The organism is Paraclostridium sordellii (assembly GCF_000953675.1).
Classification (GTDB): domain Bacteria; phylum Bacillota; class Clostridia; order Peptostreptococcales; family Peptostreptococcaceae; genus Paraclostridium; species Paraclostridium sordellii.
This window is the reverse complement of record NZ_LN679999.1, coordinates 33,943-59,883: the sequence shown is the minus strand read 5'-3', so window position 1 is coordinate 59,883 and position 25,941 is coordinate 33,943. Positions and strand designations below refer to the sequence as shown.

Annotated in this window: 26 protein-coding genes and 1 riboswitch; of the genes, 4 read left to right on the top strand and 22 right to left on the bottom strand. The window is 25.6% G+C overall.

What is annotated here, in order from left to right; genetic code table 11:
• Nucleotides 1–153: 153 nt before the first annotated feature.
• A riboswitch (cyclic di-GMP riboswitch) is annotated at nucleotides 154–239 on the top strand.
• Between the two features lie 13 nt (nucleotides 240–252).
• Entirely contained in the window at nucleotides 253–903 is a 651-nt protein-coding gene (locus ATCC9714_RS17015; RefSeq protein WP_054630265.1) for a hypothetical protein, read from the top strand.
• Between the two features lie 19 nt (nucleotides 904–922).
• Complete coding sequence (locus ATCC9714_RS17010) at nucleotides 923–1,183, top strand: hypothetical protein (protein ID WP_054630264.1); 261 nt, start codon at nucleotides 923–925, stop codon at nucleotides 1,181–1,183.
• A 1-nt stretch (nucleotide 1,184) separates the two neighbouring features.
• On the opposite strand, the gene ATCC9714_RS17005 is transcribed toward ATCC9714_RS17010, so the two are convergent.
• Nucleotides 1,185–1,433 (bottom strand): hypothetical protein, encoded by a 249-nt coding sequence (locus tag ATCC9714_RS17005; protein WP_244465178.1) that lies wholly within the window; start codon nucleotides 1,431–1,433, stop codon nucleotides 1,185–1,187.
• A gap of 400 nt (nucleotides 1,434–1,833) precedes the next feature.
• On the opposite strand from ATCC9714_RS17005, the gene ATCC9714_RS17000 reads away from it, so the two are divergent.
• Together ATCC9714_RS17000 and ATCC9714_RS16995 are read left to right on the top strand one after the other, a co-directional pair.
• Entirely contained in the window at nucleotides 1,834–2,046 is a 213-nt protein-coding gene (locus ATCC9714_RS17000; protein WP_021121824.1) for a DUF6897 domain-containing protein, read from the top strand.
• Nucleotides 2,047–2,189: 143 nt separating this feature from the next.
• Nucleotides 2,190–2,519: a hypothetical protein gene (locus ATCC9714_RS16995; RefSeq protein WP_021121829.1), complete on the top strand. Its 330-nt coding sequence runs from the start codon at nucleotides 2,190–2,192 to the stop codon at nucleotides 2,517–2,519.
• 621 nt (nucleotides 2,520–3,140) lie between these two features.
• Here ATCC9714_RS16995 and ATCC9714_RS16990 read toward each other — a convergent pair.
• From ATCC9714_RS16990 to ATCC9714_RS16890, 21 genes are all read right to left on the bottom strand, one after another.
• The gene (locus ATCC9714_RS16990) at nucleotides 3,141–4,523 is read right to left on the bottom strand and encodes a KAP family P-loop NTPase fold protein (protein ID WP_054630261.1); all 1,383 of its coding nucleotides are present in this window, start codon (nucleotides 4,521–4,523) and stop codon (nucleotides 3,141–3,143) included.
• Nucleotides 4,524–5,494: 971 nt separating this feature from the next.
• Nucleotides 5,495–7,603, bottom strand: coding sequence for an LPD25 domain-containing protein (locus ATCC9714_RS16985; RefSeq protein WP_057577637.1), 2,109 nt, complete (start codon nucleotides 7,601–7,603; stop codon nucleotides 5,495–5,497).
• Nucleotides 7,604–7,719: 116 nt separating this feature from the next.
• Nucleotides 7,720–7,962 (bottom strand): hypothetical protein, encoded by a 243-nt coding sequence (locus ATCC9714_RS16980; protein WP_054630258.1) that lies wholly within the window; start codon nucleotides 7,960–7,962, stop codon nucleotides 7,720–7,722.
• Between the two features lie 34 nt (nucleotides 7,963–7,996).
• Complete coding sequence (gene mobP2 / locus ATCC9714_RS16975; RefSeq protein WP_054630257.1) at nucleotides 7,997–9,157, bottom strand: MobP2 family relaxase; 1,161 nt, start codon at nucleotides 9,155–9,157, stop codon at nucleotides 7,997–7,999.
• A complete protein-coding gene (locus tag ATCC9714_RS16970; RefSeq protein WP_021121840.1) occupies nucleotides 9,157–9,585 on the bottom strand; it encodes a hypothetical protein in 429 nt (142 codons plus the stop codon). The genes mobP2 and ATCC9714_RS16970 overlap by 1 nt, the downstream gene beginning before the upstream one ends.
• Nucleotides 9,586–9,595: 10 nt before the next feature.
• Nucleotides 9,596–9,865: a ribbon-helix-helix domain-containing protein gene (locus ATCC9714_RS16965; RefSeq protein ID WP_054630255.1), complete on the bottom strand. Its 270-nt coding sequence runs from the start codon at nucleotides 9,863–9,865 to the stop codon at nucleotides 9,596–9,598.
• Between the two features lie 15 nt (nucleotides 9,866–9,880).
• The gene (locus tag ATCC9714_RS16960; protein WP_054630254.1) at nucleotides 9,881–10,114 is read right to left on the bottom strand and encodes a hypothetical protein; all 234 of its coding nucleotides are present in this window, start codon (nucleotides 10,112–10,114) and stop codon (nucleotides 9,881–9,883) included.
• 379 nt (nucleotides 10,115–10,493) lie between these two features.
• Entirely contained in the window at nucleotides 10,494–11,396 is a 903-nt protein-coding gene (locus ATCC9714_RS16955) for a coiled-coil domain-containing protein (RefSeq protein ID WP_054630253.1), read from the bottom strand.
• Between the two features lie 22 nt (nucleotides 11,397–11,418).
• Nucleotides 11,419–11,796: a single-stranded DNA-binding protein gene (locus ATCC9714_RS16950; RefSeq protein ID WP_021121825.1), complete on the bottom strand. Its 378-nt coding sequence runs from the start codon at nucleotides 11,794–11,796 to the stop codon at nucleotides 11,419–11,421.
• Between the two features lie 121 nt (nucleotides 11,797–11,917).
• Nucleotides 11,918–13,096, bottom strand: a complete 1,179-nt coding sequence (locus ATCC9714_RS16945) for a C40 family peptidase (protein WP_243114994.1) — start codon at nucleotides 13,094–13,096, stop codon at nucleotides 11,918–11,920.
• Between the two features lie 8 nt (nucleotides 13,097–13,104).
• Nucleotides 13,105–13,770: a hypothetical protein gene (locus ATCC9714_RS16940; protein WP_021122236.1), complete on the bottom strand. Its 666-nt coding sequence runs from the start codon at nucleotides 13,768–13,770 to the stop codon at nucleotides 13,105–13,107.
• A 194-nt stretch (nucleotides 13,771–13,964) separates the two neighbouring features.
• The gene (locus tag ATCC9714_RS16935; RefSeq protein WP_021127609.1) at nucleotides 13,965–14,129 is read right to left on the bottom strand and encodes a hypothetical protein; all 165 of its coding nucleotides are present in this window, start codon (nucleotides 14,127–14,129) and stop codon (nucleotides 13,965–13,967) included.
• A gap of 118 nt (nucleotides 14,130–14,247) precedes the next feature.
• A complete protein-coding gene (locus ATCC9714_RS16930; protein ID WP_054630252.1) occupies nucleotides 14,248–16,155 on the bottom strand; it encodes a VirB4 family type IV secretion system protein in 1,908 nt (635 codons plus the stop codon).
• Nucleotides 16,156–16,625: 470 nt separating this feature from the next.
• Nucleotides 16,626–17,231, bottom strand: a complete 606-nt coding sequence (locus ATCC9714_RS16925) for a hypothetical protein (protein ID WP_054630251.1) — start codon at nucleotides 17,229–17,231, stop codon at nucleotides 16,626–16,628.
• Nucleotides 17,232–17,234: 3 nt separating this feature from the next.
• Nucleotides 17,235–17,528 carry a DUF5592 family protein gene (locus ATCC9714_RS16920; protein ID WP_021122230.1) on the bottom strand — a complete coding sequence of 98 codons (294 nt, stop codon included), beginning with the start codon at nucleotides 17,526–17,528 and terminating at the stop codon, nucleotides 17,235–17,237.
• Nucleotides 17,529–17,531: 3 nt separating this feature from the next.
• Nucleotides 17,532–19,628, bottom strand: coding sequence for a pLS20_p028 family conjugation system transmembrane protein (locus tag ATCC9714_RS16915; RefSeq protein WP_054630250.1), 2,097 nt, complete (start codon nucleotides 19,626–19,628; stop codon nucleotides 17,532–17,534).
• Between the two features lie 80 nt (nucleotides 19,629–19,708).
• Nucleotides 19,709–22,237: a VirD4-like conjugal transfer protein, CD1115 family gene (locus tag ATCC9714_RS17655; protein WP_457852422.1), complete on the bottom strand. Its 2,529-nt coding sequence runs from the start codon at nucleotides 22,235–22,237 to the stop codon at nucleotides 19,709–19,711.
• Between the two features lie 326 nt (nucleotides 22,238–22,563).
• Nucleotides 22,564–22,794 carry a hypothetical protein gene (locus ATCC9714_RS16905; RefSeq protein ID WP_021122222.1) on the bottom strand — a complete coding sequence of 77 codons (231 nt, stop codon included), beginning with the start codon at nucleotides 22,792–22,794 and terminating at the stop codon, nucleotides 22,564–22,566.
• Between the two features lie 139 nt (nucleotides 22,795–22,933).
• On the bottom strand, nucleotides 22,934–23,098 hold the full coding sequence (locus ATCC9714_RS16900) for a hypothetical protein (protein WP_021122221.1): 165 nt from the start codon (nucleotides 23,096–23,098) through the stop codon (nucleotides 22,934–22,936).
• Between the two features lie 71 nt (nucleotides 23,099–23,169).
• Nucleotides 23,170–23,673 carry a relaxase MobL gene (gene mobL, locus ATCC9714_RS16895; RefSeq protein WP_054630248.1) on the bottom strand — a complete coding sequence of 168 codons (504 nt, stop codon included), beginning with the start codon at nucleotides 23,671–23,673 and terminating at the stop codon, nucleotides 23,170–23,172.
• Between the two features lie 138 nt (nucleotides 23,674–23,811).
• Nucleotides 23,812–25,914, bottom strand: a complete 2,103-nt coding sequence (locus ATCC9714_RS16890) for a DNA topoisomerase (protein WP_057577635.1) — start codon at nucleotides 25,912–25,914, stop codon at nucleotides 23,812–23,814.
• Nucleotides 25,915–25,941 lie beyond the last annotated feature (27 nt).

Genomic DNA, 25,941 nt, shown 5'->3' with positions numbered 1-25,941 from the left:
TGAATATAACTACACCATAAACGGAAATTTAAGGTGAAGTTATATTTTCTTATGTTAAAATTTAAACAACACCGCTATTTATAGAATAGCATAAAAATTCTGACAATTAAAGACTTTTATTGAAAATGTTTTCTTGTTATAATTTAATTAATAATTTGAAAAAGCCAAACTCTAAGAAATTAGATGACGGAAAACTATAGGGGCTAAGTAGGGAACTATATTGCTAGCCAGTTACCAAAGGGGGAAATTAAAATGAGTTTTAAAAAAAGAGCAACTAAAAGTATAGCGATAGCTTTAATTGGAGTTAGTGTAGGGTCGCCATTATTAACAACTTATGTATCTGCACAAACCAACAACATTAGTACATATTATACAAACAAAAAATCAGTAGAGTCTTATACTGATGAAAGTCTAGGAGCTATATATGATAAAGTTGTAGATGGTAATAAAACTACAATAACAATTAAATCATTAGATGGAAAGGTTCTAAATACATTAACAGATATAAATAATGAAATATACCTAGATGGAAAAAAGATATCGGTTGATAGTAGTGAAAATTACAAAAGTAATGATAATAGTTTAGAAAAAGATTTTGAAATTAATAGTAGTAGAGCTGCAATTCGTTGGGGAAAATGGCAATATAATACAATGTATATAAAAACAGGTGGACTAGCTACCGCTACTATAGCAGGTTTAATTGCATTAAAGGCAGGATGGACTCCTGTTGGGGGTATAGCTGTGGTTGCTGCAGCAGTGGCAGGTAAGTATGATAAACTTACAATAAAGTATAAAATAAGATATGGTTCAGATGGTAGGTATAATCACTATGAGAGAGTAACAACATTTTATGGAGATGGTAAATACATTAAAGCATTTACTGATAGGGGTAAAAGATATTAATCTCGAAAGGAATATATAGATGAAGCATGTAATGGATAATAATGAATTAATTTTTCATCTTATAGTTTATATTTCAACAATTATGATTTTGCCAGTTGTTTCAAAAAATAAACAATTATTAACAAAAACAAAAATTTGTTTTTCAGTTATTTTAATAAGTTTGAATTTATTTATTATAATATATTTTAACGGATTAGATAAAGTTACTTACAATTACTTTATTATATTACTTATTGTTGTATTATATATTTTATATGAAAGATATAAAAATAAGGCTTAAATTAAGCCTTATTTTTTTCTATGAATTTTTCTAACCATGATTTTGATTTTTCGGAATTAGAAAAGTGATTTTTAAATTCATTTGTTAAATAAACTGTATCAATTCCCATACTGTAAAAAATAGCACCTATTTCAATTAAACGTATAGTTCGAGCTTTACGTTCTTTTTCTTTTGCAAGTATTGCTTGTTTTTGAGCCTTTAACTTTTTTATTTTTTCATCAATATTATTTAATTTTTTATTTTTATCCAAAATTAGATATCCCCTAATTCTATTTATATTATAATCAAATGCAAGTGATAGGTATTAAATATTAGTTGTGAAGTTGAACGAAAGTAATCCGAAAGGAGCTTATATTATAGGGTACGTAGTACCTGTATCTAAAAGGAGGTTTTACCTAAAGCCGTTAAAATCCAAATAAATTGATTTTAACGGCTTTTTTTATTCCAATTTAAATACGCATTACTTTAAATACCTAAATTATGATATTATTTTTAATATATTATTAAAGGAGCTGATTATATTGAGTCCTATAATTTGGTTATGTTGTTTTTTACCTATTTTTATTATATTGATTTCACAACATAAGCAAAAAAAAGTATTTATACAACATATAGTTTCAAAAAAACTTAATGCTAAGGAGAAGAGTAAGATGATAGAATTAATTAAATCATTCATCAATAAAGAGTGTCTAATTTATACTATAAATGGAACATTTAACGGAGTTATTACAGATGTTACAAATGGAGGAATTTCAATAAGTAATGGTACGAATTTTGAAATTGTAAATATTGACTATATAATACGTATTCGTGAATATCCTAAAAATAAAAATGGTAAGAAAAAATCATTTGTTTTAGATTAATTCTATAACTATCACTTAAATTTTAGTTTAGGAACTAGTTATATATTTTAAATAAAATTAATACCATTAGAATCGAAATAAATGGATTATTCAAGTTAACTTTTGATATAATTAATTCATAAAAACATAGGAGGAATAGTATCATGGTTGACTTTATTTTGGGAATATTTCTTATTGTAATAGGTGCATTTCTTATTCATTCATCATTAAAGTTAAAAAGAACTCGAGATATAAGATTAATTAAAAATAATATGGTCAATATAGATAAAATTAAAGATAAAGATAGTTATATTAATTTTAACTTTAAAATAAATATAACTATAGGATTTATAGTTATTATACAAGGATTAATTTGTATATTATCTATATATTTCTCAATAATAGAGAGTATATCGTGGATCACAAATATAATTGCAATATTAACTATATTCGTGTATGTGTATAAGCTTATTTTCAAATCTCCTAAATTTTAAGACATATAGTAAAAATGCCCTTGAAATCCAGTTATATATATTTTAAGGGCATTAACTTTATTTAAAATATGTAATTATACTCTAAAGTGAATTTTTAAGAATTGTTACCAACTTAATAATTTTTATTCTGAGCTACTTTTAAAATGCAATAAAATACAAAAACAAGACCTATATTCTGTACCATTTCTAAGTGATTTTTAGAATATATATTATAAATAGCTTTTAATCCATAGATCAAAATTATGAGATATAGTAAATATTTATATATTTTTTTAGATTTCATAGATTTCTCCTAAATTAAAGTTAGATTAATGATTTTATTATATATAACTATTCCCTAAAAATTTGTTTAAAGATGTCTAGTAAGAATGTCCTTAAACTGAAATTTAAGTGATAGTTACTATCTGTAGAATGTTAAATTTAAAATTTTGATAAAGTAAAAAATAAAAATTGATACAATAGCATTTATTTTATATGCTTTGTTAATAAATTTTTTGTTTAATAGACATATTATCTATAGAAATAATAGCTTAAAAAACTGGATTGACAGTAGATGAAGTAAAATCCTTAAAAGATGAATCTAAACAATAAAATGGAGAGTATCCCCCTCTATTTTATTGTTTAGAATCCCTCAATAAACTCTAACTTATCATGTATAGTGTAATCTTTTCCTTTGAATAGATTTAACAAATCAAACTTAGAATCATATATAAAAGAACCGTCTTCATTTTTAAGTCCAATCATAAAATCTTCTGATGAGAAATTATAGATATTTTCTATTGAACTTACTTTTAAGTTTAAATCCAAATACATTTCCAAAAGAGGGTTAATTAAACGTTGAAGTGGTTCATGATGCCATTCACCAATATAATCTCCATAATTGCTAAAATCAGGTGTCTTGAAATTTATTAACATATTATCTAAGTTATAATCAGCATATATTATTTTTTTATAGACAATAGGTTTTTTAATTTTAGTAGTTATAAGAGTTGCATAGAGATAACTTATTACTGCAATATATGTATTTTTATAAGTAGTATTATTGTTAAATGGCTTAATTAATGGAAGTAGTAATTCTATGTAATAAAAAGCTTTTTCTATATCACGTAGTGAAAATTTCTCGGATGCAAATAGCTCTTTTATAAAAACTTTCAAGCAATCTACATTATAATATCCATCAAAAGCAGTTGAACTTTTAATATCAATATATTTTTTAATATCTACTTTAGGTAATTTATAATCTAAGTCAAAGAATCTTCTTAAATATCCAACAGTATCCATATTATGGCCATATATAGTTGATACAGAATGGGATAACTGTTCCTTATCAATAGATATTACAAAAACAAAATTATCTATGTCAAATAGATGTTTAATGACTTCTAGTAGCTCTATTGCAAAGCTAGGTCGGCATCTATCTAATTCATCAATAAAGAAAATAATTTTTTTTTCAGTAGCATTTTGATATTCGACCATTTCTTTTTTTAACTCGGATCTAACCTTCTTACTTGCTGATATTTCTTTTATAGCTAAATCACCAAGTTTACCAGCTAAATCAATTAATTGAGATTCGTTATAATCACCAAAATTTACATTATCTAAATTTAATGCCCCAGCAGTTAACATTTTTATTCCTGTTGTAGTTGCTAATTTAGTAAATGGCTTAATTTTATTTTTAACATTATCTAGTTGTTGCTTAAGTTTTGAATCAGATTCTTTTATTTGGGATTCTATTTCTGAAAAAATTGCAAGTAAAGGATCTTTTATATAATCATGCTCCCATGCATTAAAATAAAGAGTATTAAATTTTGAACTATAGTTAACATCATTATCTAATAAGTTTTTCCACATTGTTACAAATGTTGTTTTACCTGTTCCCCAATCAGAATCTAAAGAAATAACCATTGGTTTATCTTGAGATTCTATTATCTTAATTAAATTTTCAGCAATAATTTTTCTGTTAAATAAATCATTAGTGAATGAATTTAAACTTTGACTATTCATATTAATATACCCCCTTAGATTATTCATTATATTTAATTTATTATATATTAAATTTCATGTATTAGCCAAATTTTAACTATTTAGATATTTTTTAATGCTTTTATAGCCAATATTATATAGTTATTACAAATAGAATATATACTATAATAAAAATTTCACCGAATGGGCCAAATAAATAATATCAACTACTTATAAAGTTATTAATAATAATAAAAGCAGTCAAGACCTTTCCTGACTACTTTTATTAGATATAAATATGTATCCATTAAGATATAAAGAAATCACATTAATTGTATCAAAGTTTAAATATATTATTCAACAATAAAAATAGCCGAGACCTCTCTCAGCTATTTAATAAAAAGGTATTTTGTTAAATAAATTACAATTTATATTATATATTGTTTAATTATAATTTTCAAATTATTCAAATAAAAAGGCAGTTAACAACTAAGTTAACTGCCTTTTTATCAAAATGTCGAAACAACCTAAAAGATACTCTAAAAATATCTTATGAGATTAATATAGTATGATATAAATATTGAACTCATATAAAATTATACATATGTTTAGGTTATATATACAATATTCTAGTATAAGTAAAAGAGTAGTTAACTTAATTGTTAACTACTCTTTTATTTATACTAAAACAGTTTAAACATGAGTTAAAAAGTGCCTATATATAATATATCAAAACCTTAGATTAAGTTAAATAAAAAAGGAAAAGTAAATACTTTTCCTTTTTTATTAAGAACCAATAATTTAGAAGAAAATTGTATGAGATCGATAATAACCATACAATTAAAAATTTATGATGTAATTTAATTATAAACTTGTTTAGGTTGTTTACTCAATAAAAAAAAGCAGATTTATAAAATCTGCTTTTTAAAGGGTAAAATCGATTAAATATAAGTTAAGAAGAAAATCTATTTATAATAAATATACTTAAGTTTAAGTGTAAAATTCAACTAAATTTATAACTCAAAATCCATATCAATATCTTTGTTTATACTTTGATTTTTCTTTTTATCCTTTATTCCTAATCTTTCAGATAATATTTCTTTAGTTGAGTTGCATGAATTATCATAAAGGTATTCTTTTAGATTATTGTATTCCCCATCTCCTATGTCAAATCGTCCAGTATAAAATTTATCAGTACACTCTTTATTAAAGTGTAACTCAAACTTAGTTTTATCATAGCCAGGTATCTTCTCTGCAAGATGGAGTTTAGTTAAAATCTCAAGTAATTCATTTGCCTTATTAAATTCAAATATAGAGTTTTCTTGTATATTAATATTTTCAGACCATAAAAATTTCACATAAATAGTATCCTTATTAGTTATTCTATCTAAGTTTGATTTTAAATCATATTCATTTTCGTTGCCTAATTCAATACTTCCTGAATAAAATGGGTTTGAACAGTTTTCATCAATATGAAGTTCAAAATTTGTTTGCATAGGAGTTTTTAAGTATGAATATTTTTCATTTAGTACACGAACAAGCTCATTTGCAGTATCAAAGTCATAAATATCGTCTTTTTCTATTGTATTTGACTTACTAGATGTAAATTTTACATAAATATTATCAATATTTAAAAGCAAATTATCTTTGCTTTTATGATTTTCAACTTCGTTAATATCAATATTTTCAGTAATATTTTTCTCTTTTTCTTTTTCATCATCATTAGAACTCATATCCATAGAAGGTTCATCATTTAAATAATCTTCTATTATCTGTATATACTCTGTAGAAGTTTTTTTAACTTCTTCTATTATTTTAATACTTTCATCAAAATCCATATTTTTTGTCCAATTATAAATATAATCAAAAGAATAATCAGATGTATCTATATCAAAATAGGAACAAGTAGTATATGCAATCATTTCTGCTTGATATTCTCTTTCTTGCTTAGAGTAATTATTTCTAGTTTCAATATTGTGCAACTTTGCATGAGCTAATTCATGTAATAAAGTTTTAACGTTTTGAAGTTGGCTATTACGAGGGTTTAATGCAACTTCCTTAGTTTCTGGCAAACTATATCCTTTAGCAACTCCCATTTCTTCTATAGGTTCAATAATTTTAACACCTATTGTATCAGCTATTTTCTCCATAGCTTTATACATCTTATCATAGTCTTTAACTTCTCCATCTAACCATTTATTAGGGAAAAGTTTCGGTAAATCTTTTTCAGTAGCATTAGTTTGAGAGATTTCAAATACATATCCCGTTTTGTAATATTGCTTTTCTATAGTTTGCAATATTCCTTTTTTAACCTTCTCTTTTTCTTCTTTTGTAGCATATTTTAGTTGTTTTATATTTTCATCATCTAATATGATATATTTTACTTTGGTAGGGACTAAAATTTTAATACCTTTTTCTCCTTTATTCACAGTAAATCCATTATCCTTCCAAAATTTAAAAGAGCCTACGGCTTTAGCTACCATAAATTGATTTTCTATTAATGCAATATTTCTAGGAGAGTATTTGTAGAATTTAGACATAAAATCCAAGTATTTTTTCATATCTTCGGGACTTTGAAAGTATGAAGAAATTGTATCATTTGCAGTTTCAACCAATAGGTCAACTTTCTCTTTTGGAGTTAAATCATTTAATGATTTAGAGAGTTCTTTTTTATCTTTTACTTCATTTTTATTATTTAAATTTATTTCACTTTCAACAGGATTTGAATTATTATCAACTGTATTTTGAATTTCTTTATTAATATCATTATCAACGATATAATTATTTAAATTGTCGTTACTGGGAGTAGGATCTGTATTTAAATCTATTCCCATATTACATAAAGAGTCGCTTAAACTTGATTTGAAATCTTTGTTTTCAAAGAAGTCGAATTGATTCTCTATAAGTCGTTCACTAATTAAACTTAATGCCGTAGTTTCTTTTACAAATGTAGGATCATCTATAAATAAACTTAATGTAGAAAATGTATTTACATTATCTTTTATACTTTCTATTTTAGTAGAAAGAGTATCAATAGTTATATTATCAGAAGTACAAATATCTAAAATATCCTTTTTATAATCATTTAAAGTCTTTTTAATTAATTCAGTATTTATCTTCATCTTTTTATCACCTTTCTATATAAAAATGTATAAAAAAATAGAGATAAAACTATTTAATAGTCTTATCTCTATTTTTATTATCTAATTAAAATATTTAGTTTTTTAATACTTAAAAATTAAGGATTAACAGTTATTTTCTTTTCTTTGTCATAACAGGTATATACGGGTAAATCATGTAAAGAAAATACTTCTGACATACCTAATCCTCTATCAACTTCTAATCTTTCTTTTGTATTCATATCTTCAATTACTAAATAATCCTCTTCAACATTTAAATCAATAATATAAGCTTTTGGTTTCTTTGAGTTGAAAAAATCATCAACCATTCTTTCATTTTCTTCATTAACATCAGCGTACATAAAAATAAATCTCCTTTCAAAGTTAAGTTTGTTTTTATCTATTATATTCAATCTCATTTTGTAAAGATTGATAATATGATTGGTTTTTTACATTATCAAATTCATCACCTAAAGACCTTTTTATATGGTATAAAGTCTTTTTAGTCATATAAATTTGATTTTGCTTTTTATAGAAATTATCATTAGATAATCTTTGTTTTTTTAATTGATTTCTCTTTTCCTGTTTCAATTGAACCTTTAAATCAGATAAAAAGGCATTCCCCATTCTAGTATATAATTCATCTATTTTATTTTGCTTATAGTCTTTAAACTTCTTTCTTTTACCTACTCCATATACCTCTTCAAGTTCCTTTTCTTGCTTATCTAACTTGTTAATTAAATCCATATATTCATCCTTTTTATATGTATCTATATAGTATTTTATTAGCTTATTAAGAGGAACTTTAGCATCATTCATAGTGTTATAATTATAATGCCAATGCCTACTATCGTGAGGTAAATTATTTACAACTTCATTCATTAATTTTTTCATTGTAGCATCTTTAGAAATATCAAAGTCCTTACTTGATTTAACTAAATTTTCTCTTAAAACTTTATTTATTTCCTTGTACTCTTCATCAAAATCTAGTAAATGATTTATAAATTTACTTTTCATAGTATCAAGCGTTTTTTGAGTCCTCTTACCTCTTTTTTTAGTTGGGTTAGGTTCACAAATGGCAACATGAATATGTATATTATCAGTATTGTAATGAATAGCTCCGCTCCATAATGCAGTTTCTTTCATTCCACTTTTTTCTAGTGAAAACTCTATTGACTTTCTTATTGCATTTTTAATTTTATCTTCATCTAAAAACTTTGTTTTAGGATCATATAGCCCTTGTTTTTTAAGCCATTCATTATCAAAACTATATACTTCTTGCCACATTATACTTTTCTTTTCTTGTGCTAAAGAGAACTTTTCCTTAACTAAATCTTTTTCGGATTGAGTAAGACAGTTGCTATCATTTGTAAAAATTCCAGTTGTCTTTTCTGGATTCCCCATGTATTCATTATATAATGAATATTGTTGGTAAGCTCCATTTCTAATTGCATCATCTCTATTAATATAATCAATATATGATTTGAATTTTTTATCTGTATGTACTATGAACTTTGATTTAAAAACAACTGCAGGTCTAGTTTTTTTCTTTAACATTAAACAAGAGTTCCTTTAGCCATTTTATGGTTTTTATTTATTCTATTTTCAATTTCCTTTTCAGCCATAACTAAAATAGGAGATTTAAATTGATCTGTAGTTATAGGCTTACTACATTCCTTTGCATTATTAACTAAGAAAGCATTAAATATTTCTATCAAAATTTGAACATTCTTATCAGTTATTTTAGCACAGTTTATGTCTTTACCTACTTGATCTTTGAAGTTTTTATAAATATTATCAGCAATCTTTTTATGTATATCTTCTTTATCCAAGTATGAACTTGCTTTATGCTCTTTTAGTATTTTTTTTAATGCTTCACTTTTTTTTAATGAATTGTTTCTCATAACTTCATATATATAATCAAGTTCATCTTTTGATAAATAAAAATTCTCTTTTTTATTTAAATTGCTTTGCTGTTCACTCATATTAACACCTCTATTCTAAAATAAATTTATCTAAATCAATTATATTTTCATCACAAAAAGTTCTAAGAACTTTTGTATTTAAATCTAGTACATATGTATTCTTTTTTATTAACTCTTCAAATAAATACTCATAACTTGAAACAAGGTCATACTCAATTAAATTATCTAATGCTTTTTTGCAAAACTCTGACCTTTTCATATTATTTTTTTTAGCAAGTCTATCTATTTTTTTTACAACATCTTTTGGTAAATCTCTAATTTTCAGTTCTTGTGTTTCCATATAAATTTATACTCCTTATAGAATTTCATTGTTTATTTTATTTAACGTTTTAGAATTTTCATTTAATGAAAATTCTAGTTTCTTTAATAGCTTTTCATTTCTATTAAACACATTAAACAAGTTGTCCTGTATCGCAATATTAGTGAAATAATTTTTTAAAAATTCATTTCTACTTACACCTTTTTTTTCAGCCATATCATCTATTTTATTTACAGTATTTTTAGATACATTATAAATATTTATATTCATAAACATTACCTTCTTTCTTAAAAAACTTTAAAGGCACGAGTTATAAATTAAACTTCAAATTCATAACTCGTTGAAGGGCATCGGAAGTTTTTTTATTTCGTTCCTCAACAAAAAAAGAGCATAAGGAGTTTTTGTCCCTAAACCAGTTAGGGAGCTAGGCAAAGCCTAGCAAAACTCTAAAAGAGCCTTAAAAAACCGTAGGGTCACTTTTTTTACATTACACCCCCATATGCACCCCTAAACACCCCCCAGTTAACCCCCAATCACCCCTTAATTCACCCCCACAAAAATAACTTTTAAATTTTAGCTTTTAAAATTTTTAAGCAAAAAAATTTAAACTTACTGTTATTTTTGAAAATAAATTTTATAAAATTAAATTCTATTTTCTTGAAAGTTCTCTAATTTTTTGGCTTAGTTTTTTAGATTTTTGTTGTAACTCTCCGTTATCTTTTACTAATTTATTTATATTATCTTTTTCATTTTTTATAATATTTTCGATACTCTTAATCTTAGTATCTGTGTCCTGTTTTTCAGTTTCAGTTTGATAGTTTTTATCTTCATATAAACGATTTATATTCTCTTTATACTTATCAATTAGTGTATTTTTTTCATCTATTGTTTTCTTGTTTTCTTCTATTTTTTTATTCAAACTTCTAATTTCATAAGTAGCACCTTCGGCTAAATACTGGTTAGATGTTTTCTCTTTTAAGTCATTTACTTTTTCTAAATCATCATACTCTGAATAGAACTTAACTGAATTTTTCAACTCATTATTTGATGATTTTTCTTTGTCTTTTCCACCTTCTACACTTGCATCAAGTGGATTAAAGGTAGCAACTCCTAAAGATAATACTGATATTTTTTTAGGGACATTTGCTCTAACAACATAATTATTTTTATCTAATCTTCGTATATTAAGCTTAATATTTTCCATAGGATTATTTATTTCTTTTAAATCAAAATCTAATGTTGGATTTGATAGATCAGTAGCATCAGATGAATAAACATAAAACTCAACTAGATGTTTTTTCTCATCATATTTTCTACTTCTAAGTTCAACTTTACAGTTATTAACTTGTTTTGCTTCAAATAAAGGAGTTGTATAGTCTGCTCCACCTTTATTTGAAAAAACTGTGTTTGAGTTAAAGAAAAATGTATATAAAACAACTGTAGAAATTACTACTATATAATATATAAATGAATTTTTAGATTTTAATTTTTTATTTAAAAATGCAAATTTATCAGTTAAAAATTCATTTAATTTTATTAACTTATCTTTCATAAAAATACCTCCTAATTAAACTTTAAAATGGCAATTCGCCATCTACTAAATCCATATTCATAGGTTGAAATTCTAAATTTTCTTTTGTTTTATCGTTGGGAAAATCTAAATATTCAATCCTAGTTGCAACTACTAAATTATCTTTATGAAGTTTACCATTTTCATCTTTCCAATGATTATTTTTTAAGAAACCTTGTATAGAAACTTTACGACCTTTATCTAAATTAGAAGAAGTTATCTCCGCTAAATTCTTCCAACATTGAATAGTAAAGTAATCTGTTTTTTTAGATTTATATGTATTTACTGCTACATCAAATTCACAAACTGCATAACCATTGTTAGGTAAATATTTTAAATTAGGTTCTTTAGTTAATCTTCCAGTTAAACAAACCGAGTTCATAAAAATTCCTCCTTATATATTTTTTTTAATAATAATTTTGTAAAAAACATGACCTCTTAAAATCAATTCTAAGAGGTTTATTTTTTACTTTGGATGTTTAGTATTATGAAATTTTTATTATTTATTCTACAATTCTTCGTACATTTCCATTAAAAACTTTACTCCAATAAGGATTACCTAATTCACTTATTTGTACTCCGCCAGTTGATCCATCATGAATGAATTTTCCATTACCAAGATATATCCCAACATGACCATTATATTTATATGTATTGAAGAAAATCACATCCCCTCGTTTCATATCTTTTGGTGAAACTGCTTTACCTTCTTTTACTAAACTATCAGTTACAACAACTCTATAATCACCTAAAACAACTCCTGCGGATGCATAACACCAATGAACAAATGAGCTGCAATCGAAACGTCGTGCATCTATATCGGCTTGTGTTCTACCTCCCCCCCAAACGTAAGGAGATTTTCCAACTATCGTTTGCCCAGTAGCAATTGCTTTTTCAATTATTGCATTTCCACCTGGATAACTTCCATTTCCATTTTCAAGGCCATTTCCTTTATATTCCATTGCATATTGAAATACTTTATTAGGATAATCAAATTGTGCATTATCTAAATCTACACTCATTCCATAACCAGGTCCGCCATTATAGCATGCAAAAACTCTTCTAACTGTATCTTTATCTGATTCATCCCAAGTTATGAGTTTCATATTTTCATTATTGTTGTAATCTAATTTTTCAACTTTCTTTTGTTTCCACAAAACATAATTTGCATAGTATCTTATTTCATAAGCTCCACCTATTATTTGTGCTCTAGGATCTTTTAGAAACTGATTCCACATATCTTCACTAGAACTAAAAGAATATCCAGCATTTTTATACACTTCTCCTAATCCACCATTAATTAGATATGCCCACAAATCTTTTCCACTTCCAGCGTCATACTTTTGAACTTGCATAATACCAAATGCACCGCCATATGAACAGTTTGGATCGAAGTTACTTTCTTGTTTAGCTACCCCTGCTAATATGTAATTAGGAATATTATATATACTAGATGCTTCATTAAAGTATGGAATAAATTCTTGTGGTACTCCATTTAAACTTCCTGAAATCCAATCATCATTAGATTTACTAGATGCATCACCAATAAAAATAGTTACCATTACACCAACTGCAAAAATAGCCAATAATAAAAACGATAGCTGACTAACAGCTATCGTTTTTATTATTTTCTTTAATCTATTAACTTCTAAGGCTTGTTTTTCTATAATATGTGCTCTCAAAATATCACCTACTTAAAAGTTTCAGTAAAATCTTGTATAATCCATTTATCATTAGATTTTACCAAGGTAAATTTAAAGTCAGATGTAGAGTATCTATTAGACTTATGTATAGATTGAGGTTTCATAAAAATATCATAATAAGTTGAAAAAGTTTCTAAATTAATATGAACTTTATCTCCTTCTTGATATGCTTCATAAATTCGCATACCTTCTAATTTTCTATAAGTAAATTCTTTACCTTGATGCATTGCTTCACTCTCAACACCTGCTCTTGTACTTTTATATAACTCTTCAGACAATAAATCTTTTACATTATATATTCTTGTTTGTATTCGCTTTTCAACATTATCGTCTTTATCACAATAATTAGCGAATGCTTTTACAAAAGTTATAACTGTATTTCTAACATCCTTATTATCTTTTCTACTTAATCCCTCAATTGGATTAGTTATGTCATTTACTTCAATCTCATCATTTTTATTAGATTCAGATTTAGTATTTTCAATTTTATTTGTTTCAGTATTGGTGTTTTCATCTTTTATAGTTTCTTCTTTTTTTACAGATTGACGTTTTAATTCGTTCTTTGTATCTTTCAATTCTTTTGAAACTATAAATAATTTTCCACCTAATAAAATAGTTATTATAAATAACAAAATACTTATCTTTTTATACAAAATAATACTCTCCTTTCTTATGCTTTTTAGATTATATTACAGTTATAAAATAATAAAAAAAGAACTATATAAAATTACATAGTTCTTAAATTACATATATTGAAATGTTTTAATTTATATATTTTGTGATATAATATAAATATATAAAGGAACTGAAAATCTATGTGGAAGTAGAGTGATGTTCCCATTAAAAATTAATGTTTTTTAGTTTTAAAATTAAGTTCTATAAATGAAAACTTAATTTTAAGTTCTAAGTCACTCTCTCGCACAGAGTGGCTTTTTAATTTATCATATATGTAATTAGTCAAAAGACCAATACATATAGTGCTAATCGCACCAAGGATAATCTTTGGTTCCATACAGTTTACACCTCCTTCCTGCTTACCGTAGGAATTTGAGGTTGTATGGAAACACCACTCTATAGACTTTCAGTTCTGTTATTTATTATATCATAAATATAAATTATATTTTAGAATTTTAAGCTCCGCCTCCAAATAGTGCAAGTTCTTCTTCTGTAGCCTCTATATTAAATAAAATATTTTCTAATCCATCAATAGATAAAATACAATGGCCTTGTTCTAAATATGGTATTTTCTTTAATTCATTATCTGATATTTGACCTTCAAATACTTCTTTTAATACTTTTAAGGAGTTACTACTTTGTTGCATTATAAACTTGTATTGAGTTAATTCAAATAAAGTTTTTATCTTTTCAAATATAGGATCATTTAAGTTATTTGGAGCTACATCACGAATATTTTGAGTAGCAAATATTAATCCACCAAAATATTTTCTTGCCTCTCTTTCAAAGCTAGTTAAATAGTCAACTGCTAACTCATTGTTAGAGTTTATAACTTTATGTGCTTCATCTATAAGAATCATATACTTTTTACATTCAGCTATTGTCTTTTTACCACTATTGAAATCACCCATTTCTTTTCTACCTTGGACTAATGAGTTATTCCAAAGTATAGTTAATATATTAAATATTTGAGCGTTAAAAATTCTTTTATCAAAACTGTTTAAGTTTCTAAGTTCAAATGATATTAACTGTTCATTTGTCAAATCAGATGATATATCAGAGATACCATTAAATAATGAACCATAATTTAATATCGTACTATCTAAAGTTAATATAATCTTTTCTAATACAATTTGTCTATTAGCAGATATATCACTTCTTATTTGTTTTTTACTCTCATCAGAATATAACTCTTTACGTACAAACTTTAATAAATCTTCAAAAATAGGATATTTATCTGGTGCATATTCAGTAGATTTATCTATATCTATACCAAATGCTTTATAGAACTTATTTAATAGCATTTCAAACTCCATACTCTCTACAGATGAACAATCTTGTGATAAATACTTATACATCATAGATATTTTAGATATATGAGTAAAAAATGATAGCCTATTATCTACTTCATAAGTTTTATCATCTGTAATAGTTGCTAAAACTTGTAAAGGATTTATTATTCCACTTTTACCATCAAGAGATATTACTTTACCACCTAATGCTTTTACCAATGTAGTAAATTCACCAACAACATCAAGTATTCTTATTGTTTGTCCTTGAATAGTGTTATCTTCAACTAATAATTTCAATAAAGTTGATTTCCCACTTCCCATAGTACCAACTATGGCTGCATTATAATATTTTCTTTTCTTTGTCTTTGTAAATAAGTCAAATATAACATTACCTCTAGTAAATGTTGTTCCTAAGAATGTTCCTGTTGGATCATCAAGTCTAGTATAATGAAATGGATACCCAGCACCTAATGTAGATGAAGGAATTGCCTTACCTTTTCTTCTATTTTTAAATCTCTCTTGTTCTGAATACCCATTAAATAAAGAACACCATTCATACTCTTGTTCATTTACATATACAGAACTTTTATAACCTATAGATGATAATTCAGATATTACATCTTTTACCTTTTCTTCTACTTGTTCAACTGTAGTTCCTGAAACAAAATATCTTACATTTACTAACTTAACAACCTCATTATTTCCAGTTACATCACTTGCTAATGAAGTTAAGTGATTATATGTATTTTGAGATTTAATTCTGCTTATTGGACTTTTATCTGTATAGTATCTGCTTTCTTGTTCATTTAAAGAACTTTCTATTTTCTTTAATACCTTAGATTTGTTATATGTTCCAATATCTACAGTAATAATTACATCCTTTATAGACATAAGCCTTTCCATCCAAAATTCTTGTACTTGATTAGGATAGTCAAAAACACTTATAACTGTTTCATATCCATCACCTTTTTTTATAATTTTTTCATCAAACTTTATTCCACCTTGTGGTTGTATTTCTGTTAAAAAATATGGATTATATTCTTTTTTATTAAATTTACTATCTTTTATCATAGTTATTATCATCCTTTCAATAATTATCTTTATTTGTAATGTAATAAATCTTTGCATTAAAAAAGAACTATGTAAAATTACATAGTTCTTTAAATTACCTATATTGGAATGTTTTAATTTTTGTATTTTGTGATATAATATAAATATACAAAGGAACTGAAAATCTATTTCGTCATAGAGTGATGTTTCCTGATAAATATAAGTTAATAATCTATCTTTTTCTGAACTTAATTATTATATTAAGTTCAAAAACGCCACTCTTAGTTTTCGTCGACGCAGAGTGGCTTTTTAATTTATCATATATGTAATTAGTCAAAAGACCAATACATATAGTGCTAATCGCACCAAGGATAATCTTTGGTTCCATACAGTTTACACCTCCTTCCTGCTTACCGTAGGAATTTGAGGTTGTATGGAAACACCACTCTATAGATTTTCAGTTCCGTTATTTATTATATCATAAATGTAAATTATATTTTAGAATTTTGATTATTTAATTTATATAATATTTTAACTTTTTTATCTATATCTATCGGCTCTATACCCATAGCTCTATTTGCTCTCCTTTGAATATATATTTCTTTTTCTCTTTTATCTCTTTCATTTTCAAAATATAAAACAAAATAAAATTCTTTATTAGTTCTTAATTTTTCAAGTAATTTTAATCGTTCTAATTTCTTATTTAAAAACTTAATATATATAGGATTATCTGTATTTTGTATTTTATTTGATAAATGTTTTTGCTGAACTTCTGTATTAACTGGATAACTCATACATATTATTTTTATATCGTCACTATATCCTCTTAAAAAGGTAGTGTGTTCGTTTATATGTATATTTACTTCATCACTTGTTAGAGAATTTAAATCCTTAGTATCAATTTGGTATATTTCCATATATCCATATTTAGTTTGAATAGATCCATCATCTGCTATATTTAAAAAAGGTAGCAAATCACTTGCTACCTTTTTTACTTTCTTATGTTCTTCCTTTAATTCTTTTTTCTCTATTTTAGCTTGTTGTTTTTCTTCTTTTTTTAGTCTTTTTAATTCTTTTCTTGAAAGTTTTTCACTCATATATTAGCCCTCTCTTTCTGTATTCCAATCTAAAGATTGATAAGTCCCTCTACATCTTATTATCATTAGATAAATAGCTTTGTAGTTTCTTAAGCCAGGATTTGTTTGGCTTTTCAATACTAAAAATATTGTAAGTACAAAAGAACAAATATAATATGGTACTACAACCTTTGGATTAACTATGCTTGAAAAAGACATAGTTAAAACAAAAGCTACTAGCATAAATAACATATCTATTAAATATACATTTTTAAATATTTTAGTTTCTGAATTTATTTCAGATGGAATTATATACATTTTCTACTTACTCACCTTTCCGCTCTTTTTATCCATATAGTTTCTAAATGCTTTCCCTGTGTTTACACCTAGGTTATAATGCTTTTTAGCAATTTGACCTTTTTTACTATCTTTAAGGGTATCTTTTGCATATTGTCCTAATCCTCTAGTTTCTAACTTTTCAGAGTTTTTGACAACATCTTTATCAGATTTACCAGTTTTTAATGATTCACTATTTCCAACTGGTTTATTTGATGAATCATTCATTGATTGGCTATTTAAATTATTATCTGATTTAATATTAGAATCTAAAGGTTTTTGCTCTGTATCTGATATAGATTTTGAGTCACTTCCTTTAGATGAATCACTAGTATTACTAGAAACACTATCATTAATTGAACTATTATCACTAGCCTTACCTTCACTCTCTAATGACTGATGAACACTATCTTTGTTAGATTCATTACCTAAAGATGTATCATTAACTTTATTTTCACTTTCTAATGAAGATTGAACACCATCTTTACTATATTCATTATTTAAATCATTATTATCACTAGCATTTACATTGTCTGAAAGTGTTTCTTGCTCTTTATATGATGAGCCTACATTACTATTCATATCATCTGACAATGAAGATGCTTCGCCATATTCAGAAGAAATATTGTTACTATTTTCATTTAAATATTCCTCACTAGATGCATTGGTAGGTAAATTACTATTATCAGATGCTTCATTACTAGATAAGTTATTACTATCTTGTGAGTTTTGACTTTCTTCAGATAAGGTTCTTCCAGTTTCATTTGAATTTAAGTTATTAGAAGTTGAGTTATTATCTGATTTACTTTCACTGCTATTCGTTTTAGAATCATTATTTGAATTACTATCTTTTAATGATTTACTCTCATCCTCTAACGTAGAAGAATTAAATCCATCATATACACCCTTAGCTCCGCCAGCAACTGCTGACATAGAATTTCCTAACTTACTTCCTATTGAACTCATAGTTTTCGCTCCTGTATATGCCCCTGCAACAAGACTCCAACCACTCTTTATCCCTGCATCTATGCCTAATACTCTTTCAATTATATTCGGTCCGTCTATAACCATAAGAGAAGATGCTATTATAAAAATTATCTTCACAAGAATATTTGCATCTATTGTGTTTATCCATGTTGTACTTACCATATATAGTTTTAAAAGTATTGATGTAGCAAAAATTATCCCAAAAGATGATAAAATATCTTTTAATACCGTTTTTAACTTTTGCCCCGAGGCTATATCTCCAAATGCAAGCATCATAGCAAATACCTTTTTAAATCCTAATTCTATAATTATTCTAGCAATTTTTATACTTGTTAAAACAAATGTTACTATTAAACAAATTATCATTATTATCATAGTTAAAAAGTTAAAATTAAATCTGTAATACTGCTCTTCTATAAACCCAAAGAATGATTTTTCTAAATCTACAACTTGTTCCTTTCCATTTTCATCAATTTCAATTTTCTTTTTAAATATTTCTTTATCTAAAAATCCTCTATCAATTGTTGAATTTATATTTATTCTTAATATATTTTCAGGATTTAAGTTATTTGTTTTCGTTTTACTATCATTTAAATCTCCATTTAGTTTAAATCCTTGTTTTTCCAAATATTTTAAATCATAAATATTATCCTTTATTATGCTCCTAGCAGTAGTTGTCTGTTCTTCTACTTTTATTCCTTCATTAGCTACGTTAATAGCAGAAGAAGTTATCTTATTCATTTGAACCATAAAAGCTGGTAAAGCTAGTATTACCATAAAAGATAATATAAAGTTTTGAAATATACGCTCTCCTTTAAATTCTCTATCTATAACCAATTTATATCCTATATACAAAACAGATATAGTTAATACAACCCACAAAGCAGGTTTGAATTTGTCTATAATTTGTTGAATCTCAGATTTATTAAAAAAATTATTCAATGAATATATCTTATTTACTATTTTTTCAACTCCATCTGATAGATTGCATAATATTGATACTAAAGCCCATAAAATCCATCTTAAAAAATCAGAAATTACATTTCCAATTTTAAAAAATGGAGTATAGCTAGTTAATATCTGTAAGATATCCATCTAAGCACTCCCTTTCTATATATTTTTTGTATTTATATAAATGAAAAAGAGAATAACATTTAAAATGTTATTCTCTTACTTTAACCTAAAAAAGTATATGCTAAATCTATTAATTTTCTTTTACTATACTCACCTTTTTCAATTGAACCTAAATATTCTAATATATCCTCTTTATTGTTCATTGCATCTATTTCATTTATTTCTTCATTAGATAACATTAAAGATACATTAGCAATGAAATTTTGTATTTTATTATCATCTAATTTAGGTTTATCTTGTTTAACTGGCTTAAGATCTTCTATTGAATTAGTTTCACCATCAATTAAACTTGTATTTATAGTTTCTTCTGACTGTTTTTCTATTGATTTATCTAAATTTTTATTTCTCTTTTTTGCAGTTAATTCTTTAGTTATTTTATCAAATTCATTTACTTTGTCTATTTTTATCTGCTCCGCAGTTTTAGAAAAATCAATTATTAAATCCTTTAAGTTAATATCTTTATGTAGAGATTTGACCTTTATATTTTTAAATACACTTTCTTGATTGTCAAAATAATCATCTAGATATTCATATCTATATTTCATACTATGCTCGTCATTATTATATATTGGATAAGATACAATTTTATTTCTATTATTATCTTGTCTTTTAATAACCCTAACAACAACAGTTTCACCTTCTTTTAACTTCATTAATTCATCAGATTTAAGAAGTTTTCTTGCATCTAGGGATTCTGTTTGGCTCTTATTTAGAGAGAACACCTCACCACTTCTTGAATTTGTTATGATAGTCTTATCTCCCAGTAATTCAGAGAACTTTTTAGCGGTTTCACCTTCATTAGTCATTATATAAATCTGATTCCCACAGTTGCCCTCGATAGTTGGAGCATCTTCTCCATATAAATTCTTTAATTGAGAGTATGCTTGAATTATCATATTAAATCTAATTCCACGACCTAGACAAACTGTTATAATATTTGCAAACCCTTCAATTGAAGGCATATTTCCAAATTCATCCAAATTAAAAATAACTTCTCTATCACATTTACTTGTGTCATTTAAAGATGCCTTTTTTGCTAATACATAGTATATTTGTCTAACAAATATACTTGCTAATATGTGGTTACTCTTATCATAGTCTGGTGTAACCATAAATATAGCTTTAGGTCTTTCTAAAGGAACTTTTATATAAACTTCATATTCTCCATTTTCATTAAAATTAACTTCTGAAACATCAACTGTAATATCTGATGTAACTTCTTTTCCATCAACATTAAAAGCTCTTAAACCATTTAATATTTCTTTCTTTAGATTTTCTTTTTGTAATCTTCTTTTTTCCTTCTTTATTGCTTTTTCACTTTTTAAATTTGAATCTGTATTGGAGGAATTAGATTTTTGCTTTATATCTAATTGTTCAATTTCATCCTCTAAAGATAGTTGTTCTTTATATTCTTTTTCATTTGTTTTATGTTTAAATGAGCTATTATCTTCTTTAGTTTCAATTACTTTTTCAATTACTATATCTCTTATTCCAAGGACTTTATTCTTTAAACCATTTAACTTATTAATATCTATTGTCTTTGCTTTATTATTTTCTAAATCTATCTTATCTAATTTATCTTTTACAGTAACCTTTAATTTAAAGGTCTTATGAAAGCCTATATCTTCAAAGTTTAAAGAGTTTTTCGATGTTAGTTTTCCAGTTTCTTCAAGTGTATATGTTTGTAACTCACTCATTGCAACAGAAAATATATTACCTCTCGCTGAACCACCAGCAAATGAACTTGTTGCATACTGGCTTTTCGCCACCGAATCAGCAGGTAATGTTTTAAAGTATTCATCTAAAGCATTTATTTCCTTTTTACCATCATCACTAGGGGTATTTTTACCTCCTAATTCTGATAACATATTAGATACAGTATATAAAGTGATTTTTTCTTCCTCACCCCTTTTTATACATTCATCACATATTGCAAGTATTAAAGCATTTACTAAACTCATTGCAGAGTTTTGCCAAAAGGGATCTTTTACATTTGGTTTATAGTATAGGGAATGTGTTAAGGTCTTACAAAGTAGTTGCGCTTCACTATAATCACCTTTTTTGTATGCCTGTTTTACAAGTTCTAAAGGATTATAACTCATTGAGTTTATAGGTTGGAGTAGGTTAAGCATTAATACATCATAGCCTCTTTCTTCTAATGTTTCTTTACACATAGCAATGATTTCGCCTTTTGGATCATTGACGATTAATGCAGACTTTTTCTCGGCTCTTGAATATATATCAATCAATGGTATTACAAAGGTTTCACCCTTACCACTTCTAGTAGTTCCTATAATTAAGTTATTAACCGAACTATCATCAATATACATTACTTCTTTAAGTTTCTTTTCTCCATTTTCTAATGTAAACTCTTTAAACCCTCTTGCTATTGGAATACCTCCACTACCCTTATAACTATCTCTTGCTATTGGAATAGCTCTGTATTGCTTATCTATTTCTTTTCTAGTAGCAAATCGTGATGTACCCTTTTGACCTTCGTCAATTTCTTTAAATGATGCTCTTATACTAAAAATCATTCGTATATATATTAATCCTACAATTAAGTACATAACTAGATATACTAATATATTTTTAAATCTAAAATGAAAGAGTCCTAATAGTAGATTAGGACTCTTATTAAATCCAATATTTGAAATTGCTTCAAACATAAGATTCAATACTATAGTTATTATGATAAATAAAGCAAATCCTATTTTCTTTGCATACTCTTTATTTACAAGTTTTCTTGAGAATTTTAATTCTCCGTTTTTCTGTTCAAAGAAATTATCTATGTAGTTTGAAATTTTTAATAAATCCAATAAAAATCACCTTCTTTATTAATAAGAAAATATAGAAGATAATTATTAAAAATATAATAACTATCTTCTGTTTAATACTAGAATGATATATTAGTTTGTATTAACTCAACAATAGCGTTAGCTCCTAATCCTATTACAAGCCCTACCGCTGCCCCAATGTACCATTTTTTAGCCTTATCTAAACCTTCTCTACCTCCTGTAGTATGTAAGTAGGCTCCTATTAAAACTGCTCCTATTGCTAGGTAAGGAAGTAAAGTTTTTCCTTGTGAAACTAAATTATTTAAAAAGTTAATTAAATTTTGAACCATAATTGGTCTCCTTTCTATTCTCATTTATGAGAAATACCTAAATTTTATTTATTTTAAAAAGCATAAATATGCTTTTTTTGCATTAAAAAAGCACCTAAATAGGTACTGTACTTTGTTTATATATTTTTATAGTTTTATATTATTGATTTAATAATTTATACATTTCAATTGCTTTTTCATCATATTCATCTTCTCTATCTTCTTTAAACTTTTTATGTTGTTCATTTAACCAATCTTCATAGTCTATGTCTAAAACTTCCATCATGGAAATTACTTTTTTCTTTAATTTTTTATCAATTGCCATAACTAAATTTCCTTTCTTTTTCTAAATTATTTTTTTATTAAAAAAGAGTCTATACACTTTGTATAGACTCTCTATATACTTATTTTATCTATTTCATTGTTAATTTCTTCAATATATTGAACAAATATACTTTTCATATATCTAATATCTTCGGAAGGCTTTGACTGCTTTCTATATTTCAATTTTGGATTACATGATCCTATATGGATTTTCACATTATTATAGTCATTTTTAATACATGCAAGCCAAACCAAATCTTTAGGATTTTTTACATCTTCCATAGTGCTTCGCACAATTTCAATTAATTTATTATTATCTACTGATTTTGTGATATAACTATACAGTCCATATTTTGCTAAATACTTTTTATCAATAATAAAAACATCTTGATGTATCGCAGTTCTATTTGTATATGTTTTGTAAAAGCTATTCTTAATTTCTTCTAAATCACTTTTCTTTAAGTAATTCTTAGTATCGTTAAATACATATATTCCCTTAGAATATCTTAGAATGTGATTTAAAAAGGATTCAAAACTCTTATCTAAATATGCTGAATATAACTGAATAATATTCATAATGCAGTCTCCTTTAATTGTGATTTGTTGTAACCTAAATTATCTTGTATTTTTCAAATAATTCTATGCTTTTAAATAAAATCCTTTAAATTTCAGCATAAAAAAAGAACTTAACTAAATTGTTATTTCTTTTTTATCTTAATTCTTCTTTTTAGTATCAAAAGTCATTTTAAAATTAGTGTATTTCTCTCCAACTTCCATAGAAATTATTGCCGTATATGTTCCTGATCCATCTTTCTTTTTAAGTCCACTTACTTTACTCTTATTATCTTTAAGTAGTGCTTTTGCTATTGTTTTAGTAAGTTTCTTTCCTTTGCTCTCAAAGAATTTATCATTTTTCCATAAAGTGAAATTACATTTTGGATTATCTTTATATCCTTCACAATAGAATGACTTTTCACTTTCATATACATTTTTACAACACTTAGGACATTTACCTATAATCTCTCTTTCTATCTTAGGAACTTCTATTTTATCTACACTTATTGATTTTGCATTATTTACTGTATTAATTAAATCTTGTGAGTATATCTTCATCGCTTCATCTTTTGTTAACTCTTGTGTGTATACTTTTTTTAGTATTTTAGATAACTCAACAGTCTTATCTTTATACATATCTATTTTCAAATCATTAAGTGCTTTTATAAGTTCTTTTCCTTTTTCTCCAATATAGAAAGTTCCTTTTTTCTCAACTATATATCCATTCTTACATGACTTTTCAATTATATCTCCACGAGTTGCAACAGTTCCTATTTCAACCCCTTGTAACATAAGTGAATATTCTTCATCATCTGTCATATCATCCTTCTTAAATGGATTTTTAAGGTAGTTATTTAGTTCTGGCAATGTAATATGTTTAGGAGGTTGTGTCTGCTTTTCTACAGGCTCAACATTAGGCTCTATAATTTCACCTTTTTCAAAGTTAGGTATAGATTTTTCTTTCATATCATTTTCAAATACTAAAAAACCTTTTTGCTTGATTGCAGTTCCTTTTATTTTTAATAAATATCCTTCAAAGTCAAATATTATATTAGTTTCGGAAAGAATAGTATTTTCCACTAGGAAATTTGATAAAAACCTATTTACTATAGTGTTATACACATTAAGTTCCATACCTTGTAGATCACTAGCAACTTTAGTAGTTGGTATTATAGCCGAATGGCTCTCTATTTTAGAACTATCAAATATTGTTTTCTTATCCTTAAACTCTAGTATGCTATCTTTGTTAAAAGCATCTATGATCTTCTTAACCTTGTCCTTTTCTTCTTCTGCTAAATACTCTGTATTAGTACGAGGATAGGTTACATATCCTTTTTCATAAAGACCTTGAATTATCTTTAAACTTTCACTAGCACTTAGTTTAAAGTTTTTAGATAGTTTATTTTGTAATTTATCTAGTGAAAACAACTTCTTAGGTTGCTTTATAACATCTTTCTTTTCTATCTCCTTAACAAATATCCTTTTCCCTTTTAATTTCTCTACTAATGCCTTACAATCACTTTCATTTTCAAATTTTTCATCTATAGTTAGCTTTATACTTGTATCATCTTTTATAATAGTAAGCTCCGCTTGATAATATGTAGTTGGAACAAAGTTTTCTATTTGTCTATCTCTCTTTTCAATTACTTCAACTATAGGAATTATTACTCTCCCAACTGGTAATAAAGTTCCTTTTTTACAACTCACTAATTGAGTTAAGTTTATTCCATATAACCAATCTACATAAGTTCTTACAAGCCCTTCATCAAGCAAATTCCTATACTCACTATCATCTTTTAAGTTATTTAAGCCTTCTCTGATACTTTCTTCTGTTTGTTCTGGTAACCATAACCTCTTTATAGGCTTATTACTTTCTAAAGCCTTAGATATTATTAGATGACCTATAACTTGACCTTCACGATCGGCATCACAACAGTTTATTATAGTGTCTACATCTTTTCTATTAACTAACTTTTTAATAGTATTAAACTGCTTTTCAATACCTTTATCTACTTCTCCATTAGTTTCCTTTAATTTAAACTGGTATTCACTAGGTACAAATGGTAATTGTTCTAAATGCCATCTAATTTTTGCATTTAAATAGTCACCCATTGAGTATAATTCAAATAAGTGACCATAACCAAAGGTTACTATGTAGTTTTCATTTTCAAAATATCCCGATTTCTTTTCAAAATTACCACCTATAGCTCTTACAATAGTGGTTCCTATGTTTGGCTTTTCAGCTATTATTACTTTTTTCATTTTTAATTTTTCCTTTCTATATTTTGT